The organism is Blastococcus sp. URHD0036, assembly GCF_000701365.1.
Taxonomy (GTDB): domain Bacteria; phylum Actinomycetota; class Actinomycetes; order Mycobacteriales; family Geodermatophilaceae; genus Trujillonella.
In genome coordinates, this window is sequence record NZ_JNIK01000005.1 from 170550 (window position 1) to 187353 (window position 16804).

A 16804-nucleotide genomic window follows, 5' to 3' on the forward strand; every position below is an offset into this window, starting at 1 on the left:
ACCGACTCTCGTTCCCGTGACCGCCGCTGCCGTGCCCGCTTCCGCCGCCTCCGCGGCGGGGGGCACCCGGACGACGGACACCCACTGCCCGTACTGCTCCCTCCAGTGCGGCATGCGCGTCACCGCCGGCGACCGACCGGCGACCCTCGTGCCGCTGGACTTCCCGACCAACCGCGGCGGCCTGTGCTCCAAGGGCTGGTCGTCGGTCGAGCTGCTGGACCACCCGGAGCGGCTGCTGCGGCCCCTGGTCCGGGCGGTCGAGGGCGACCGCACCAGCCCGCTGGTCGAGGCGACGTGGGCCGACGCGCTCGGCCGGGTGATCGGGGCGATCCGGCGCACCCAGCGCACCCACGGCCGCGACGCCGTCGGCTGCTTCGGCGGCGGGTCCCTGACCAACGAGCAGGCCTACCAGTTCGGCAAGTTCGCCCGGGTCGCGCTGCGGACCAGCGCCATCGACTACAACGGCCGGTTCTGCATGTCCTCGGCCGCCGGTGCGGCCAACCGCGCCTTCGGCATCGACCGGGGCATGCCGTTCCCGCTCGCCGACATCGCCGAGGCCGACGTCGTCGTCCTGGTCGGCAGCAACCCGGCCGACACCATGCCGCCGGCCATGCAGTACTTCGACGCCGGCCGCGAGCGCGGCGCCGAGCACGTCGTCGTCGACCCGCGCCGCACGGCCACCGCCCGCAACGCCGCGTTGCACCTGCAGCCGCTGCCGGGCACCGACCTCGCGCTGGCCAACGGCCTGCTGCACATCGCCATCGCCGAGGGCCTGGTGGACGACGAGTACGTCGCCGCCCGCACCACCGGCTTCGACGACGTCCGGGCGGGGGTCGCCGCCTACTGGCCGGATCGCGTCGAGCGGCTCACCGGCGTCCCGGTCGCCGACCAGCGCCGCACCGTGTTCGCCCTCGCCCGCGCCCAGAAGGCGATCGTCCTCACCGCCCGCGGCGCCGAGCAGCACCGCAGCGGCACCGACACGACGACGGCCTGGATCAACCTCGCCCTCGCCCTCGGCCTGCCCGGCCGGCCGGGCTCCGGCTACGGCACGGTCACCGGGCAGGGCAACGGCCAGGGCGGGCGCGAGCACGGGCAGAAGGCCGACCAGCTGCCCGGGTACCGGTCGCTGGCCGACCCCGCGGCCCGCGCGCACGTCGCCGCCGTCTGGGGCGTGGACCCCGACGAGCTGCCGATGCCGGGGAAGAGCGCGTTCGAGCTGCTCGACGCCCTCGGCACCGACGGCGGGGTGCGCACGCTGCTGGTGCTCGCCTCCAACGTCGCGGTCTCTGCGCCGGACGCCCGCCGGGTGGTCAGCCGGCTGCGCGACCTGGACTTCCTCGCCGTCAGCGACTTCTTCCTCTCCGAGACCGCCGAGCTCGCCGACGTCGTGCTGCCCAGCGCCATGTGGGCCGAGGAGGCGGGCACGATGACCAACCTCGAGGGCCGGGTCATCCGCCGGCGCCGGGCCCTGGACCCGCCGGCCGGTGTCCCCGACGACCTGCAGCTGCTCGCGACGCTGGCCGACCGGCTCGGCGCGGGGCACCTCTTCTCCGGCGACCCGGAGACGGTGTTCAGCGAGCTGCGGCGGGCCAGCGCCGGGGGAGCGGCCGACTACGCGGGCATCAGCTACGACCGGATCGACGCCGAGGACGGCGTCTTCTGGCCCTGCCCGAGCGAGACCCACCCCGGGACGCCGCGGCTGTTCGCCGAGCGCTTCGCCACCCCCGACGGCCGGGCGCGCTTCGTGCGGGTCGAGCACGTCGACGCCCACGAGCGGCCCGACGCCGAGTACCCCTACGTGCTCACCACCGGCCGGGTGCTGGCGCAGTACCAGTCGGGCACCCAGACCCGCCGCACTCGCAGCCTGCACATGGTCGCCCCCACGCCGCGCGCCGAGCTGCACCCCGACCTGGCCCGCACCCTCGGCATCGCGCAGGACGACGTGCTGGAACTGGCCACCCGCCGCGGCCGGGCCCGGTTCCACGCGCTGGTCACCGACACGATCCGCCCCGACGTCGTCTTCGCACCCTTCCACTGGGGCGGCGGCTCCAGCGCCAACGCGCTCACCGACGCCGGTGCCCTGGACCCCACCAGCAAGATGCCCGCCTTCAAGGTCTGCGCCGTCGCGGTGACCCGCGTCGGCGGGCCCGCCGAGCACATCGACCCACCGGCCGCCGCGACCCAGCCGCGGCCGCGCCGGCACACCCCGACGTCCACCCCCGAGCCCCGGCCCCCGGCCCGGACCCGACCCGGCACCCCCGGAACAGCGAGGAGCACCCGCGTGAAGAGCACCCCACGGTTCCTGCAAGGCGTCTACCCGATCACCGGGGAGGGCCTGGCCAAGCCGGGCCCGATCGACGCCGCCCTGCGGTACACGGTGCCCTCGGGCCAGAGCGCCCAGGCGCTGTACTTCCGCGGCGGGAACTCCACCGGCGAGCTCGTCTACGTGCTGCTGGTGCGCGACGGGGAGCCGATGCGCTGGTTCCCGATCGGCGCGAAGGGCGACGTGCACGTGCCGCTGCGGGTGGTCGAGGACCTGCCCGGCGGCACCGTCGTCGAGCTGCACGCCGCCGCGCCCGAGGGCGTCACCGGCGAGCTCGTGGTCGACCTGGGCCTGGTGGAGGTCTGATGACTGCCGTCCTGGGAGGACGTCCGGAGGGCCTGACCTCGCTGTCGCTGGGGGACGACGAGTTCGACACCCGCTCCCGGCTGGTCGTCGTCGGCAACGGCATGGCCGGCGCCCGCTTCGTGGAGGAGGTGCTCGAGCGCGGCGGCGGCGAGCAGTTCCGCATCACCGTCTTCGGCGACGAGCCGCACGGCAACTACAACCGGATCATGCTCTCGCCGGTGCTGGCGGGGGAGTCGCACGAGGACGAGATCGTGCTCAACAGCCACGACTGGTACGCCGACAACGGCGTCGACCTGCGGGCCGGTGTCCGGGTGGCGCGGGCCGACACCGCCGCCAAGGTCGTGCACGGCGACGACGGCAGCACCACCCCCTACGACCACCTGGTGCTGGCCACCGGCAGCTACTCGTTCATCCCGCCGATGTCCGGCGTCCGCACCGCCGACGGTGCCCTGCTGGCCGGCGTCTACGGGTTCCGCACGATCGACGAGACCCGGGCGATGCTCGAGGCGACCCAGCGGTGCCGGCGCGCCGTGGTCATGGGTGGCGGCCTGCTCGGCCTCGAGGCGGCCCGCGCGCTGCAGGGGCACGGCCTGCAGGTGGAGCTCGTGCACGCGATGCCGTGGCTGATGAACGCCCAGCTCGACGCCGAGGCCGGCGCCATCCTGAAGAAGAGCGTCGAGTCCCTCGGCATCACCGTGCACCTGGACGCGATGGCCGGCGAGGTCCTCGGCACCGAGCACGTCGAGGGCGTGCTGCTCAAGGACGGCCGGCGGCTGGACTGCGACCTGCTCGTCGTCGCCGCCGGCGTCCGGCCGCACACCGATGTCGCCGTCCGGTCGGGCCTGGAGGTCGAGCGGGCGATCGTCGTCGACGACCAGTTGCGCACCGAGGACCCCGACGTCTACGCGATCGGCGAGTGCGCCCAGCACCGCGGCTCGGTCTACGGGCTGGTCGCCCCGGCGTGGGAGCACGCGAAGGTCCTGGCCGACGTCCTCACCGGCACCGACCCCGACGCCGAGTACACCGGCAGCCGGACGGCCACCAAGCTCAAGGTGGCCGGCGTCGACGTCGCCACCATGGGCATCAACGTCCCCGAGCGGGACGACGACGAGTTCCTCGTGATCTCCGAGCCCAGGCGCGGGGTGCACCTGTCGGTGGTCATCCGCGACGACAAGCTCGTCGGCGCCACCCTGCTCGGCGACACCCGCAAGGTCGCCTTCCTGACCCAGGCCTTCGACCGCGGGACGGCGCTGCCCGAGGAGCGGATCCGGCTGCTCGTCGACCTCTCCGACGGTGCCGAGGAGGTGGGCGTCGCCGAGATGCCGGCCGACAGCCAGGTGTGCAACTGCAACGGCGTCACCAAGGGCGCGATCTGCGGCGCGGTGGCCGACGGTTGCGGCAGCGTCGGCGCCGTCATGGACCGCACCCGCGCCGGCAAGGGCTGCGGCTCCTGCAAGTCGCTGGTGAAGCAGATCGTCGAGTGGGCCGCCGACGGCGACGTGACGGAGGACCCGTCGGCGTCCTGGTACGTCCCGGGGATCCCCCTGGCCAAGCCCGAGCTGATGGCCGCCATCCGCGAGCAGGACCTGCGGTCGGTCTCCCAGGTCTTCGCCGCTCTCGCCCCCGCCGGCAAGGAGGACGCGAAGTCGAAGATGGGCCTGACCTCGCTGCTGAAGATGGTCTGGGGCGTGGACTTCGTCCCGGAGAAGGACGGCGAGTTCATCAACGACCGCGTGCACGCCAACATCCAGCGCGACGGCACCTTCTCCGTCGTCCCGCAGATGAAGGGCGGGGTGACCACGCCGGCGCAGCTGCGGAAGATCGCCGACGTCGCCGAGAAGTACGAGGTGCCGATGGTCAAGGTGACCGGCGGCCAGCGGATCGACCTGCTCGGCGTCCGCAAGGAGGACCTGCCGGCCATGTGGGCCGACCTCGGGATGCCGTCGGGGTACGCGTACGGCAAGAGCATGCGGACGGTGAAGACCTGCGTCGGCAGCGACTTCTGCCGCTTCGGCCTCGGCGACTCCACCCAGCTCGGCATCGACCTGGAGACCCGCTTCCAGGGCATCGAGAGCCCGGCGAAGATGAAGATGGCCGTCGTCGGCTGCCCGCGGAACTGCGCCGAGGCCTACGTCAAGGACGTCGGCGTGGTCGCGGTCGGCAACGGCAAGTGGGAGGTCTACGTCGGGGGAGCGGCCGGTGCGTCGGTGCGCAAGGGCGACCTGCTGGCCACCGTCGACTCGACGGAGGAGGTCATGCAGCTGACCGGCCGGTTCATGCAGTACTACCGCGAGAACGCCAACTGGCTGGAGCGCACCTACGACTTCGTGCCCCGCATCGGGCTGGAGAAGATCAAGCAGGTGCTGCTCGAGGACAGCGAGGGCCTCTGCGCCGACCTCGACGCCGGCATCCAGCGCTCGATCGACGCCTACCGCGACCCGTGGGGCCAGGACCTCGCCGAGCCCGCGACGCCCGGCCAGTTCCGGCCCTCCCTGCCCCTGATCGAGCTGCCGAAGGTGCCCGTCCGATGAGCCTCACCCACACCGAGGTCGCCGAGCCGACCACCGCCGGCACCGAGATCGGCAGTCCGGCCACCGAGGTCGCCGTCCCCGGTCGGGCGCCGGCACCGCACGGCCGGGCGTACACCGTCGGCCGGACCGAGGACGTGCCGCCGGGGGAGGGGCGCGCCTTCGTCGCCGGGGACACCCAGGTCGCGGTGTTCCGGCTGCGCGACGGCTCGCTGCACGCCACCCAGGCGTCCTGCCCGCACGCCGGGGGTCCGCTCGCCGACGGGCAGACCGACGCCGACGTGCTGGTCTGCCCGCTGCACCTCTACGCCTACCGCTGGGTGGACGGCGTCGCGACCAGCGGCGCCATGGCCGTGCAGGTGTACCCGGTGCGCGAGGTCGACGGGATGCTCGTCGTCGACGTCTGAGGGTCGAGGTCACGAAACGAGCACGTGGTTTGGTGAGGCTTGCCTAACTAGCCTCACCCGGCTAGAACTGTGCCTCATGTCGATCATGAACCGCACGCGGGGCGCCGTCCTCGCGGGCCTGTCGCTCTCCCTGGTCCTGTCCGGTTGTGGCTCGGACGACGACGGCGACGGCGACTCCGGCGGAGCCTCCTCGTCGGGGAGCTCGTCGGCGTTCCCCGTGACCATCGAGCACGCCTACGGGGAGACCGAGATCCCGGAGGAGCCGCAGCGGGTCGTGTCCCTGGGCTACACCGAGCAGGACGCGATCCTGGCCTTCGGCGTGGTGCCCGTCGGCGTCCGCTACGCCTTCGGTCCCGAGGACGACGTCTTCTTCCCGTGGGCGGACGAGGCGGCCGGCGACGCCGAGCCGGAGATCCTCGACCGCACCGAGGTCAGCGCCGAGCAGATCGCCGCGCTGGAGCCCGATCTGATCATGGCCGTGACGGCGGGCCTGACCGAGGACGAGTACGAGACCCTCAGCGGCATCGCGCCGGTCGTCGTGCAGCCCGCCGAGTTCCCCGCCTTCGGCACGCCCTGGCAGGACCAGACGCTCATCACCGGCCGGGCCCTCGGCCAGGAGGAGCGCGCCGAGGAGCTCGTCGCCGAGGTCGAGGCCCAGTTCGAGGAGGTGCGCGCCGCCCACCCGGAGCTGGAGGGCAAGACGCTGACCCTCTCGGGCCCGGCCTACGAGGGCGAGTACCCGTTCCACGCCTCGAGCGACACCCGCACCCAGTTCTTCCTGGACTTCGGCATGGTCAACGCGCCCGGCCTGGACGACATCGCCGGTGACGAGTTCTACGGCACCGTCAGCCAGGAGCAGGCCGGCCTGCTCGACGCCGACGTGCTGTTCTGGCAGTCCGGCTCGGACGCCGAGCGTGCCGAGATCGAGGGGGACCCGATCCTCGGCTCGATCCCCGCGGTCGCCGAGGAGCGTGACCTGTTCATCGAGGGCTCGGACTACGACGCGCTGCAGTTCTCCAGCGTGCTGAGCCTGCCGTACCTGCTCGAGAGCTTCGTCCCGAAGATCTCCGAGGTCGTGTCGGGCGCCTGAGGCCCGCACGCCCGGCGGGCGCCGCTCCCACCCGGGAGCGGCGCCCGCTGTGGTCTCGGCTCAGGACGGGCTGACGACGACGCCCTCGGGCGGGGCCTGCACCGGGTTCACGAACCAGATGCTCTCCTCGTACAGGTGCCGGGACCGCCAGCCGTCGGGCGTCCGGACCATGTCGTGGTGGTAGTAGCCCCCGGTGTAGGTGAAGCCCTGCACGCCGGGGATCTGCATCGGGTTGTAGAAGTCGGCGATCACCTTCGCGGTGTCCCCGTCGAGGTGGACCTCGATGTTGGTGACGTGGTGCTGGGTGAAGGGGAACGTCGAGAACGCGCCCGACAGCATCTCCACCATCTCGTCGCGCGGGAGCTTCGCCGCCCCGGCCGAGGTGTAGTCGATGACTGCGTCGTCGGTGAACACGCTGCGGTACATCTCCCAGTCGCCGCGGTCGATCCCGTGGCAGTAGCGGGTCAGCACGTCGCGGATCTCGATGCGGTCGGCGAGGGTCTGCAGGTCCACGGGTCCTCCGGAGGTCGGGTGTGACCCGGACCATAGCGACGGAGACACCTCAGGTCGGCCGGCCTCGACCCACGTCCGGGCCGTCACGTTCTGATGGCGTGGAGCCTCGCGCGCGCGAGAGGCTCAGGAGCGGGGGAGGTCCAGGTCGGCCAGTGCGGCGGTGACCGCCTCCTCGCGGACGAAGTCCAGGCCCAGCAGGCGGTGCAGCAGCACCCCGCGGCGGGTGAGCCGCAGGTCGGCCATCCGCAGCCGGGGGAGCGCGGCGCCACCCGGCCGGGCCGTCATCGGGGGCGGGTCGAGCAGCCCGCGGCGCTGGAGGTCGGCGACGTCCTCGAGCGCCCCCCACGCCGTCCAGCCGCGCGGGTCGACCGGCAGGGGCGCCATCGGCAGCGGCGTGCGCTCCCGGCGCCCGACCGCGGCGAGGACGACGAGCTGCCGGCCGGTGAGCTCGCCGGCCAGGCGGAGGGCGCGGTGCACGACCCCGGCGTCGAGGTCGGCGGAGACCACCGCCTCGGCCAGCAGGTAGCCCAGGTGCCGGACGCGCCACTCCTCGGGCGTCAGCCGGGCGGCGAGGACGGCGGCCTCGGCCAGCTCGTCGGCCGGCGCGCGACCGCCCACGTCGGGGGTGAGGAACCCATCCGAGCGCACGGCCCGGCCCTGCGAGGCCCGGGTCACGGTGAGCTCGACGGCGAACGCCAGGGCCGCCCCGGCACGCACCCGCTCCCGCGGTACCGGGAGGAGTGCGCTGCCGGCGGCCACCCGGCGCAGGCACGCGGCCAGCCGGTCGTCGACGGTCACCCGCGTCGTCCCGGCCTCGAACAGGAGAGCGGCGGCAGACCGGCTCATCGACCCGGCCACCGGTTCCCCGCTCTCGACCAGGGTCCGGCCCGAGGGCGCCACGCCGTCCACGATGTCGGTCACGCGGTGATCATCCCGGCGCGGTGCTGCCCGCGCACCGGATCGGGCGGCCGTCTCACCAGGGCGGGGCAGCCTCACGGCCGCCGTCGGCCTCCCGTGAGGGAAACGGAACAGAAGGTCATCCGCGCGGCAACGGGCGGGGAACCGCGTGCCGTCACCGTTCCCGCATGGCCGCTCCCACCCGCCCCACCGACGTCGCCTCCGCCCCCGTCGCGCCTCCCGCGCCACCGCCGCGCGGCGGGAGGTGGATCGACGACTGGCGCCCCGAGGACCCCCAGTTCTGGGAGGGCACCGGACAGCGCGTCGCCCGACGCAACCTCTTCTTCTCGGTGTTCTCCGAGCACATCGGCTTCTCGATCTGGAGCCTGTGGTCGGTGCTGGTGCTGTTCCTGCCCGAGTCGGTCTACGGCATCGACCCGGCCGGCAAGTTCCTGCTCACCACGCTGCCGACCGCGCTGGGCGCCTTCGTGCGGCTGCCCTACACGTTCGCCGTCGCCAAGTTCGGCGGCCGCAACTGGACCATCGTGTCGGCCGCGCTGCTCCTGGTCCCGACGATCGCCACGGCGATCGTGCTGAAGCCGGGCGTCGACTACTCCACGCTGCTCTTCGTCAGCTGCCTGGCGGGTGTCGGCGGCGGCAACTTCGCCAGCTCGATGGCCAACATCAACGCCTTCTACCCGGACCGGCTGAAGGGCTGGGCGCTCGGGCTCAACGCCGGCGGCGGCAACCTCGGCGTCCCGGTGATCCAGCTCGTCGGTCTGCTCGTGCTGGCCACGGCCGGGGTGGAGCACCCGCGGATCATCCTGGTCATCTACATGCCGCTCATCGTCGCCGCGGCCGTCGGCGCTGCGCTGGTCATGGACAACCTCTCCACCGCGCGCAACCAGCCGCGGGCGATGCGCGAGGCGACCCGGGAGCCGCACACCTGGATCATGGCGTTCCTCTACATCGGGACCTTCGGCTCGTTCATCGGGTTCGGGTTCGCCTTCGGCCAGGTGCTGCAGAACCAGTTCGCAGTCGACTTCGACACCCCGCTCAAGGCCGCCTACCTCACCTGGCTCGGGCCGCTGCTGGGCAGCCTGATCCGGCCGATCGGCGGATCCCTGGCCGACCGTTTCGGCGGCGCGCGGATCACGTTCGTCAACTTCATCGCGATGGCGGTGGGCGCCTCGGTGGTGCTGGCCGCCAGCCTCGCGGAGTCGCTGCCGCTGTTCGTCATCGGCTTCGTGCTGCTCTTCGTCCTCAGCGGCATCGGCAACGGCTCGACCTACAAGATGATCCCGGCGATCTTCCGCACCCAGGCCCAGGTCGCGGTGGCAGCCGGCGGGGACGGCGTCGCCGCCGACCGGCGGGCGCTGCGGATGTCCGGCGCGCTGATCGGCATCGCCGGCGCGGTGGGCGCTTTCGGCGGGGTGCTGGTCAACCTGGCGTTCCGCCAGTCGTTCCTCTCCACCGGCAGTGGCGACGGCGCCTACATCGCGTTCATCGCCTTCTACGCCGTCTGTGTGGTGGTGACCTGGACGGTCTACCTCCGCAAGGGCGCCCCGATGGCCGGGGTCTGATGCGGAGTGTGGGAGCGCAGGAAACCTGCGCTCCCACACTCCGCTTCACACCGGTAGGCGGTAGCCGCGCTTGACGACGGTCTCGACGACGCCGCGGCCCAGCGCCGCCCGCAGCCGGGTCACCGCCATCTCCACCGCGTGCTCGTCCCCACCCCCGGCCAGGCAGCCGACCAGCTCCGGCCGGGCGACCACGGCGCCGGGACGGCGGGCCAGCGCGCGCAGCACCCCCATCGGCCCCGGTGCCAGCTCGACCAGCCGGCCGTCGACCACCGCCGCGCTCCCGCGGACCTGCAGCGTGATCCCGCCCAGCTGCAGCACCGGGTCGCGCTCGGGCAGCCGGGCCACCACCTCCCGGGCCAGCGCACCGAGCCGGGCGCGTTCGGGCTGGCACGTCGGGATGCCGGCGGCCTCGAGCGGGCCGGCGGTCACCGAGCCCACGGCGACGGCCATCACCCGCTCGCGCATCGCGGCGACCAGCTGCTCGCGCTGGCCGAGGTCGCCCGCGACCTGCAGGAGGCTGGCAGCGGCGGGCGCGCTGGTGAACGTGATGGCGTCCACCTGGCCGGCGACGACGGAGGCGACCAGCCGGCGCACCGGGGTGACGTCCTCCGGCAGCACCCAGCGGTAGACGGGGACGGTGAGCACCTCCGCCCCGGTGCACTTCAGCCCGGCGACGAGGTCGGGCAGGGGGTCGCCGTGCAGCTGGACGGCGATCCGGCGGCCCTGCAGGGGGCCCTCCGCCCCCGAGAGCAGGTGCGAGAGGACCTCGGCGGAGGACTCCGACTCCGGCGACCACGCGTCGACCAGCCCGGCGCCCCGGATCGCCCCGCGGGCCTTGGGGCCGCGGGCCAGGACCCGCGCCGAGCGCAGGTGGTCGACCAGGGGCAGGTCCCACGCCTCGGCGGCCTCGAGCCACCCCCGGAAGCCGACGCCGGTCGTCGCGATCACGAGGTCGACCGGTGCGGCCAGCACCTGCCGCGTCGCGGCCACGAGCTCGGTGTCGTCGGACAGCGGCACGATGCGGATCGCCGGGGCGTAGACGACCCGGGCGCCGCGGCGGTCCAGCAGGGCGCCGAGCTCCTCCTTGCGGCGGGCCGCGGTGACCGCGACGGTGTAGCCCGCCAGGGGCAGGACGCCGTCCGGGCCCTGCTCGGTCTCGGTCACGCATGCCCCCTCGGTGCTGTCGCCGGCCCATCGTGGGGCACCCGCGTTGCGGGCATGTGTCGCACCCGGGGAGGCGGCAGTGGCACCGGTCACGTGCCGATGCCCCGCGGTCTCAGCGGACAGCGACCGTCCACGTGACCACCGCGCCGTCGCTGCCGACCACCAGACCCCGGCTGGCCAGCAGCCGCAGGTGGGCCACCGTCTCGGTGACGGCGAACATCCGCATCGAGTTGGCGTACTGCTCCCACGGCCGCGACCAGGTGAGGTGCCCGGCCAGCTCCCAGGGGGTGCTGTGCGGATGCGTGCGGATGGCGTCCAGCAGCTCGGCCAGCCGCTGCTCGTGGTGGGCGGTGAGCTCGCGGGTGCGCAGGCCCAGGCCGCGGAAGCGCCACTCGTGGGCGGGCAGCACCTCCACCGGCTCCTCGCGGTCGGCGACGGACGCCAGCGAGGAGAGGTAGTCGCGCAGCGGGTCCTCCTCGAGCCGCTGGCCGGCGGAGATGTTGGGGCTGATGCGGGGGAGCACGTGGTCGCCGGCGAGGAACAGCCCGGTGCGCTCCTCGGCGAAGCAGAGGTGGCCGGGGGTGTGCCCCGGCGTGTGGACGGCGCGCAGCGACCAGCCCGGGAAGTCGGCCAGGTCGCCGTCCTCCAGGAGCCGGTCGGGCACCGCCTGCCGCCGCAGCCCGGCCAGCCGCTCCGGCGTGGGGGCGTCGGAGGCCGCGGTCTCCGGGTCGGCGCCCAGCGAGACCATGTAGGCGGCCTGCTCGCGGATGAACTGCTCGACGTCGACGTGCTGCATGCCGCGGACGATGTCGGCGTCGGCCGGGTGCATCGCCACCCAGGCGCCGGACGCGTCCCGGACCCGGTTGGACAGGCCGTTGTGGTCGCCGTGCATGTGGGTGACCAGGACCCCGCGGACGTCGGCGACGTCGCCCCCGATCGCGGTGAGGCCGGCGCGCAGGGCGTCCCAGGCGTCGTCGGAGTCCCACCCGGTGTCGACCATGCCGAGCCCGCCACCGGCGAGGGCGAACACGTAGGCGGTGATGTAGCGCAGGGGGTTGTCCGGCATGGGGACCGGGATCGACCACAGGTCCTCGCGCAGCTGCTCGACCGGGGGGACCTCCCGGGCCAGCCACGCCGCACGCTGGGCCGGCCCGGTGATCTCGACGTCGCTGTCCACGCCCGCACCATGCCAGTCCGCGCACTGGGATGATGGCGCCGTGCCCTCTCCGGTTGCCCCCGCCCGCGTCTCCGCCGTGCCCCGCCGCCTGCGGCTGGTCTGCGCGGTGGTTGCGGCCGTCGTGGTCGCCGTCATGGTCGTCGTCGGCCTGACGCTGCCCGACTCCTCGACCGGCGTCGTCGAGTTCGGCTGGGTCGACCAGGTCGCGCTCATCGGCATCGGCATCAGCCTGGGCGCCGGCATCCTGACGCTCGGCCGCTCGCGGGTCGACGCGGACGCCTCCGGGGTGGCGGTGCGCAACCTGTTCATCCAGCACGTGTATCCCTGGTCCGCGGTCACGGCCGTGCGCTTCGAGCGGAAGTCCGCCTGGGCCACCCTGCAGCTCGGCAACGGCGACGAGGTGTCGCTGCTGGCGGTCCTCGCGGTCGACGGCGAGCACGCCGTCCACGCCGTCGACGGCCTGCGGGCCCTGCTCGCCGAGGCGAAGGCCGCCGAACCGGCCCGGCCGCCGCTGCTCTACGACGACTAGCGGACCCGGGAATGTGCTCCGGCGCCCCGACGCTGTAGTGTGGGCGTGCCTCCCCCCGCTACATCGAGGCGCGTGAACCACCCAGCGGCCCCGCCCCGGGCCGCTGACCAAGAGGAGCCCGCTCCCACCTGACGCCCCCCAGGCGCCCAGGTCCCCGGTTCGCAGGCACCGGCTCCGGTCGGCGCCCGCGATGCGCACCACCCCCGGGCGTGTGCGCCACCGGCCAGTGGGCCCCGTCGAGCGACTGCTCGCGGGGCCTCCTGTCTGCCGGCGTCCGGTGCGGCGAGCGAGCCCTCCCATGCTGAAGCAGAGGAGAGGCCATCACCGAGCCCCGCATCAACGACCGTATCCGCGTCCCCGAGGTCCGCCTGGTCGGTCCCGAGGGCGAGCAGGTCGGCATCGTGTCGATCGGCGAAGCGCTGCGCCTGGCCCAGGACTCCGAGCTCGACCTCGTCGAGGTCGCGCCCATGGCCCGGCCGCCCGTCGCCAAGCTCATGGACTACGGGAAGTTCAAGTACGAGGCCGCCCAGAAGGCGCGTGAGTCCCGGCGCAACCAGGCGCTCACCGTCATCAAGGAGATGCGGCTGCGTCTCAAGATCGACCCGCACGACTACGAGACGAAGAAGGGCCACGTCGAGCGCTTCCTCAAGGGCGGCGACAAGGTCAAGATCACCGTGATGTTCCGTGGCCGCGAGCAGTCGCGCCCGGAGATGGGGTACCGCCTGCTGCAGCGGCTGGCCGCCGACGTGTCCGAACTGGGCGTCGTCGAGTCCAACCCGAAGCAGGACGGCCGCAACATGGTCATGGTGATCGCCCCGCACCGGAACGCGCAGGCGCTCCAGCAGGCTGCTCAGTCCGCCAAGGGCCGCGAGGCCAAGGCCGAGGCCGAGCAGAACAAGGAGCAGGCTCCGGTGCAGCAGCAGCAGGAGACGGAGCAGGCGCCCACCGCCTGACCCCCTGCCCCCGCAGACCGCACCACCGAGACCACCGGATGCGTGCGGCAGCCCCGCGCTGCCGCACGCGCCCGCACGCAGACCGACCACGCGTCGACCACAGACAGGCGAGGGACATGCCGAAGCAGAAGACCCACAAGGGCACCGCCAAGCGGGTGCGCGTCACCGGCACCGGCAAGCTCATCCACGAGCAGACGAACAACCAGCACAAGTTCGCCGCCAAGACGGGGCAGCGCAAGCGCCGCCTGGACGCCAACAAGGTCGTGTCGCCGGCGGACGCCAAGAACATCAAGAAGCTGCTCGGCATCTGACCGCCGTCCCGTAACGAACAGACAGGAGCTCTCACGTGGCACGCGTGAAGCGGGCGGTCAACGCCCAGAAGAAGCGCCGGACGACTCTCGAGGCGGCCAGCGGCTACCGGGGTCAGCGGTCCCGGCTGTACCGCAAGGCCAAGGAGCAGATCCTCCACTCGGCGACCTACAACTACCGCGACCGCAAGGCGCGCAAGGGTGACTTCCGCAAGCTGTGGATCACCCGCATCAACGCTGCGGCCCGGCTCAACGACATGACCTACAACCGGTTCATGCAGGGCCTCAAGCTCGCCGGCATCGAGCTCGACCGGCGCGTGCTGGCCGAGCTGGCCGTCAATGAGCCGGCCGCCTTCGCCGCGCTCGTCGAGTCCGCCCGGGCCGCGCTCGCCGCGAACCCCGAGGCGACCGGCGCTCAGGCCGCCTGACGCCTGTAGCACTGACGACGCCGTCGGTGACCGGCCCTCCGGGGTCGGCACCGGCGGCGTCGCCGTCTGTCCGGGACGTCGTCCGCGAGGAGGGGTCATGACCGAGCTGCTCACCGAGCGGTCGGCGCGGGTCGCCGCCGCCCGCAGGCTCACCCGCCGTGCCGGTCGCGATGCCGCGGGGCTGTTCCTCGCCGAGGGCCGTCAGGCGGTGTCGGAGGCGCTGGCCACCGCACCGGACGACGTCCGCGAGGTGTTCGCCACCGAGGCCGCCGCCGCGGGAGCGGCCGACCTGCTGGCCGGCACCGCCGTCCCGCTGCGGCTGGTGACGGAGAAGGCGGCGGCAGGACTCTCCGAGACCGTGACGCCGCAGGGCCTCGTGGCCGTGTGCGCGCTGCGCGACGTGCCCGCAGGCCGGCTGGTCGGGGCGCCGCCACGGCTGTCGGTCGCGCTGGCCGGGCTCAACGACCCGGGGAACGCCGGCACCGTGCTGCGCACCGCGGACGCCTGCGGTGCGGGCGCCGTGGTGTTCGGCGCCGGCTCGGCCGATCCCTACGGCGGCAAGGCGGTGCGCTCCAGCGCCGGGAGCCTGTTCCACGTCGACGTCGTCCGCGGTGCGGAGCTCGCCGAGCTGCTGCCCGCGGTCCGCGCCGCCGGGGTGACCGTGCTGGCCGCCGACGGCGGGGGAGAGGCGTCGCTCGACGGGCTGGGGGAGGCCCTGGCCGGGCCGGTGCTCTGGCTGTTCGGGAACGAGGCGCGCGGGGTGCCCGACGAGCTGGCGGCACTGGCCGATGCCCGGGTGCGGATCCCGATGCGCGGCCGCGCCGAGAGCCTCAACCTCGCCGCGGCGGCCGCGATCTGCCTCTACGCCACCCAGCTCGCCCAGGGCTGAGGAGCGTTTCGCGCGCGAAACACTCCTCAGCGGCATCCTCAGAGCAGGCCGGCGCGCTTCCAGAGCAGCTCGGACGGGCCGCCGATCAGGCCGACCTCGCGCAGGAACGCCACCAGGCCCGACGAGGCGTCGCGCAGCTTGGCGCGGTAGGCCTCGTTCGACCGGGCGACCGCCTTGGCCTCCTGCGGGTCCAGCCCGACCGAGGCGTAGACCTGCGGCTGCACCAGGTTGTCGGCGACGATGGCGGCGACCGAGGCGACCACCGTGCGGTGCTGGCGGCGGCCGAGCCAGGTCAGCCGCGGAGCGCGGCGGGCCACCTCGTCGCGGGCGAAGCGCATGTGCCGCGCCTCCTCGACGACGTGGATCTGGCTGGTGCGGCGGGTCAGCGGCTGCACCCGCTCGTCGCGCATGAGGTCGCGCTGGAAGATGTCGAGGATCTCCTCGGCGACCAGGATCGCGGCGTAGGCGGCGGGGCCGGAACCGCGCGCGGCGAAGGCCTTGCCCAGCCGCAGGATCGACGACGGCGGCTGGTAGGACGGCGCCCCGAAGGTCTGCGCCGTCCGGGCGAACATCACCGAGTGCCGGCACTCGTCGGCGATCTCGGTGAGCGCCCACTGCACGTGCGGCTGGGACGGGTCGTCGCCGTAGACGTCCTTGAGGACCAGCTGCATGAGCAGGCACTCGAACCAGATGCCGACGCCGGAGATCGAGCAGTACTCGTGGATGGTCAGCGTGACCCGCTGCTGCTCGGTCAGCCCCTCCCACAGCGGCGTGCCGTAGAGGGAGGACCACTCGGGCGAGAGACCGTAGAGGGCGTCGGGGACGGGCGCGTCCCAGTCGACGTCGACCGTCGGGTCGTAGGAGGTCCTGGCGGCCGAGCCGAGGAGCCGGGTGGAGAGCTCCTGGCGGTCGGCGGCGCGGGTGGGGGTCCGAACGGGGACGGTCGCGGTCATCGGGACTTCCTCCGGGAGTCGGTGTTCCTGTCTCCGACGTTAGCTGTAACCGTGCGACACATGCAACCGATGCGGGAGGATGACGGCGTGTCGAAGACCGACGGCCGGAGCTCCCGGTGGAACGAGCACCGGCGCATCCGCCGCGAGGAGTTGGTCGGCGCCGCGCTGGACGCGCTGCGGACGGCCGGGCCCGACTTCTCCGTGGACGACGTCGCGCGCGCCGCCGGGGTGTCGAAGACGGTCATCTACCGGTACTTCGGCGACAAGGACGAGCTGATCGACGCCGTCCTCGAGCGGATCTCCACCGAGGTCCTGCTGCCGCGGTTGCTGGGGGAGCTGGCGCTGGAGCGCGCCGACGACCGCGCGCAGCTGCACGCGGTCATCGCCGCGTTCGTGCAGCTGATCGAGGAGGAGCCGGCCCTCTACCGGTTCGCCTACGCCCAGGCCGGCCGCTCCGGGCGGGCCGACCTCGTCGCCGCGACCGAGAACCAGGTCGCCCAGGCGCTCGGCACGCTGATGACCGAACGGCTGGCGGCGGCCGGGCGACCGACCGGTGCGGCGATGACCTGGGCCTACGGGGTCGTCGGGATGGTGCAGCTGACGGCCCACTGGTGGTCGGGCACCCGCGCGGTGTCCGCCGCCGAGCTCACCGACCAGCTGACCGACCTCGCCCACGGCGGGCTCGCGACGCTGCTGCCGCCGCTGCCCGGCTGACCGGACGTGCGGAATGGCGGTTCTGCACCGCACAGAACCGCC

The 16804-nt window shown here is 73.5% G+C and carries 16 protein-coding genes; 11 read left to right on the forward strand and 5 right to left on the reverse strand.

Annotated elements, in window-relative coordinates:
* Positions 1-16 precede the first annotated feature (16 nt).
* The 4 genes from N555_RS0105600 to N555_RS0105615 all read left to right on the forward strand — a co-directional run bounded on the left by N555_RS0105600 (position 17) and on the right by N555_RS0105615 (position 6654).
* Positions 17-2629, forward strand: coding sequence for a molybdopterin oxidoreductase family protein (locus tag N555_RS0105600; protein ID WP_034508928.1), 2613 nt, complete (start codon positions 17-19; stop codon positions 2627-2629).
* Complete coding sequence (gene nirB / locus N555_RS0105605; RefSeq protein WP_051683771.1) at positions 2629-5160, forward strand: nitrite reductase large subunit NirB; 2532 nt, start codon at positions 2629-2631, stop codon at positions 5158-5160. The genes N555_RS0105600 and nirB overlap by 1 nt, the downstream gene beginning before the upstream one ends.
* A complete protein-coding gene (locus N555_RS0105610) occupies positions 5157-5564 on the forward strand; it encodes a Rieske (2Fe-2S) protein (protein ID WP_081866006.1) in 408 nt (135 codons plus the stop codon). The genes nirB and N555_RS0105610 overlap by 4 nt, the downstream gene beginning before the upstream one ends.
* 85 nt (positions 5565-5649) lie before the next feature.
* On the forward strand, positions 5650-6654 hold the full coding sequence (locus N555_RS0105615; protein ID WP_156036205.1) for an iron-siderophore ABC transporter substrate-binding protein: 1005 nt from the start codon (positions 5650-5652) through the stop codon (positions 6652-6654).
* Positions 6655-6714: 60 nt separating this feature from the next.
* Here N555_RS0105615 and N555_RS0105620 read toward each other — a convergent pair whose 3' ends face one another.
* Both N555_RS0105620 and N555_RS0105625 read right to left on the reverse strand, forming a co-directional pair.
* Complete coding sequence (locus tag N555_RS0105620) at positions 6715-7167, reverse strand: nuclear transport factor 2 family protein (protein ID WP_029430516.1); 453 nt, start codon at positions 7165-7167, stop codon at positions 6715-6717.
* Between the two features lie 123 nt (positions 7168-7290).
* The gene (locus N555_RS0105625; RefSeq protein WP_081866007.1) at positions 7291-8088 is read right to left on the reverse strand and encodes a hypothetical protein; all 798 of its coding nucleotides are present in this window, start codon (positions 8086-8088) and stop codon (positions 7291-7293) included.
* Between the two features lie 164 nt (positions 8089-8252).
* Between N555_RS0105625 and N555_RS0105630 the strand changes: the two genes are divergently transcribed.
* Entirely contained in the window at positions 8253-9647 is a 1395-nt protein-coding gene (locus tag N555_RS0105630; RefSeq protein WP_029430518.1) for an MFS transporter, read from the forward strand.
* Positions 9648-9692: 45 nt separating this feature from the next.
* Here the strand turns inward: N555_RS0105630 and N555_RS0105635 are convergent, their stop codons facing one another.
* Positions 9693-10811, reverse strand: coding sequence for a uroporphyrinogen-III synthase (locus N555_RS0105635; RefSeq protein ID WP_029430519.1), 1119 nt, complete (start codon positions 10809-10811; stop codon positions 9693-9695).
* Between the two features lie 112 nt (positions 10812-10923).
* Positions 10924-11988, reverse strand: a complete 1065-nt coding sequence (locus tag N555_RS0105640; protein WP_029430520.1) for an MBL fold metallo-hydrolase — start codon at positions 11986-11988, stop codon at positions 10924-10926.
* Positions 11989-12028: 40 nt separating this feature from the next.
* On the opposite strand from N555_RS0105640, the gene N555_RS0105645 reads away from it, so the two are divergent.
* The 5 genes from N555_RS0105645 (at position 12029) to N555_RS0105665 (ending at position 15095) form a co-directional block, all read left to right on the forward strand.
* Complete coding sequence (locus N555_RS0105645; RefSeq protein WP_034508930.1) at positions 12029-12517, forward strand: PH domain-containing protein; 489 nt, start codon at positions 12029-12031, stop codon at positions 12515-12517.
* Positions 12518-12852: 335 nt separating this feature from the next.
* Positions 12853-13470: a translation initiation factor IF-3 gene (infC, locus tag N555_RS0105650; protein ID WP_051683772.1), complete on the forward strand. Its 618-nt coding sequence runs from the start codon at positions 12853-12855 to the stop codon at positions 13468-13470.
* A 116-nt stretch (positions 13471-13586) separates the two neighbouring features.
* Positions 13587-13781: a 50S ribosomal protein L35 gene (gene rpmI, locus N555_RS0105655; RefSeq protein WP_029430523.1), complete on the forward strand. Its 195-nt coding sequence runs from the start codon at positions 13587-13589 to the stop codon at positions 13779-13781.
* Positions 13782-13816: 35 nt separating this feature from the next.
* Positions 13817-14206 carry a 50S ribosomal protein L20 gene (rplT, locus tag N555_RS0105660; RefSeq protein ID WP_029430524.1) on the forward strand — a complete coding sequence of 130 codons (390 nt, stop codon included), beginning with the start codon at positions 13817-13819 and terminating at the stop codon, positions 14204-14206.
* A gap of 97 nt (positions 14207-14303) precedes the next feature.
* Positions 14304-15095, forward strand: coding sequence for a TrmH family RNA methyltransferase (locus N555_RS0105665; RefSeq protein ID WP_029430525.1), 792 nt, complete (start codon positions 14304-14306; stop codon positions 15093-15095).
* Between the two features lie 38 nt (positions 15096-15133).
* On the opposite strand, the gene N555_RS0105670 is transcribed toward N555_RS0105665, so the two are convergent.
* Positions 15134-16048 (reverse strand): AurF N-oxygenase family protein, encoded by a 915-nt coding sequence (locus tag N555_RS0105670; protein ID WP_029430526.1) that lies wholly within the window; start codon positions 16046-16048, stop codon positions 15134-15136.
* Between the two features lie 87 nt (positions 16049-16135).
* Here N555_RS0105670 and N555_RS0105675 point away from each other — a divergent pair, with 87 nt between their 5' ends.
* Positions 16136-16762: a TetR/AcrR family transcriptional regulator gene (locus N555_RS0105675; RefSeq protein ID WP_051683773.1), complete on the forward strand. Its 627-nt coding sequence runs from the start codon at positions 16136-16138 to the stop codon at positions 16760-16762.
* Positions 16763-16804: the final 42 nt, after the last annotated feature.

What these genes read in the sequence shown, in the direction of transcription:
- nirB (WP_051683771.1), top strand. Translation starts at nt 2,629, where the DNA reads ATGACTGCCGTCCTGGGAGGACGTCCGGAGGGCCTGACCTCGCTGTCG.
- N555_RS0105610 (WP_081866006.1), top strand. Translation starts at nt 5,157, where the DNA reads ATGAGCCTCACCCACACCGAGGTCGCCGAGCCGACCACCGCCGGCACC.
- N555_RS0105615 (WP_156036205.1), top strand. Translation starts at nt 5,650, where the DNA reads ATGAACCGCACGCGGGGCGCCGTCCTCGCGGGCCTGTCGCTCTCCCTG.
- N555_RS0105630 (WP_029430518.1), top strand. Translation starts at nt 8,253, where the DNA reads ATGGCCGCTCCCACCCGCCCCACCGACGTCGCCTCCGCCCCCGTCGCG.
- rpmI (WP_029430523.1), top strand. Translation starts at nt 13,587, where the DNA reads ATGCCGAAGCAGAAGACCCACAAGGGCACCGCCAAGCGGGTGCGCGTC.
- N555_RS0105665 (WP_029430525.1), top strand. Translation starts at nt 14,304, where the DNA reads ATGACCGAGCTGCTCACCGAGCGGTCGGCGCGGGTCGCCGCCGCCCGC.
- N555_RS0105670 (WP_029430526.1), bottom strand. Translation starts at nt 16,048, where the DNA reads ATGACCGCGACCGTCCCCGTTCGGACCCCCACCCGCGCCGCCGACCGC.